1 protein-coding gene is annotated in these 442 nt (G+C 34.6%); it reads right to left on the bottom strand.

All coding sequences use genetic code 11. The features are described from left to right. The coding region (locus HMPREF2846_RS00880; RefSeq protein ID WP_141751850.1) for a transposase at nt 1-442 on the bottom strand (442 nt) is incomplete at both ends.

The raw sequence follows: 442 nt of genomic DNA, 5'->3' as shown, positions 1-442 counted from the left end.
GAATCTTCCAGTAGCGCTTGTACTTGTTGTATAGAGGTCTTTCAGTTGTTCTGAAACTATTCATAACTGTTACTCGAGTCATGTTCAAGGCTCTATTTAAAGACTGAACAATATGGAAACGATCTATTAGAATTTTGGCATTAGGAAAAACTTCTCTGATCAAAGCCATATAAGGTTCGTACATATCGATAGACACTGTTTTCACACGTTTTCTTTCAGAAAGAGGATAACGATAGAAATAGTTTTTCAAAGCAAATAACCTACGGTCAGGCACAATATCAATAATACGGTGTGTTACTGCGTCTGCATAAATAAAACTCATTTTACCGACAACATTTTTAACACTTTTGAACTCATCCATCATCAAGTGTTCCGGTAAATATTTAAACGGTGTTTGAGCTATTTGAGAAGCAGCTTTATTAATTATTCGAGTAACTGTGGA

The organism is Staphylococcus sp. HMSC056G08 (genome assembly GCF_001812305.1).
In the GTDB taxonomy this organism is placed as follows: Bacteria; Bacillota; Bacilli; order Staphylococcales; family Staphylococcaceae; genus Staphylococcus; species Staphylococcus simulans.
This window is presented reverse-complemented; position numbering and strand designations above follow the sequence as displayed.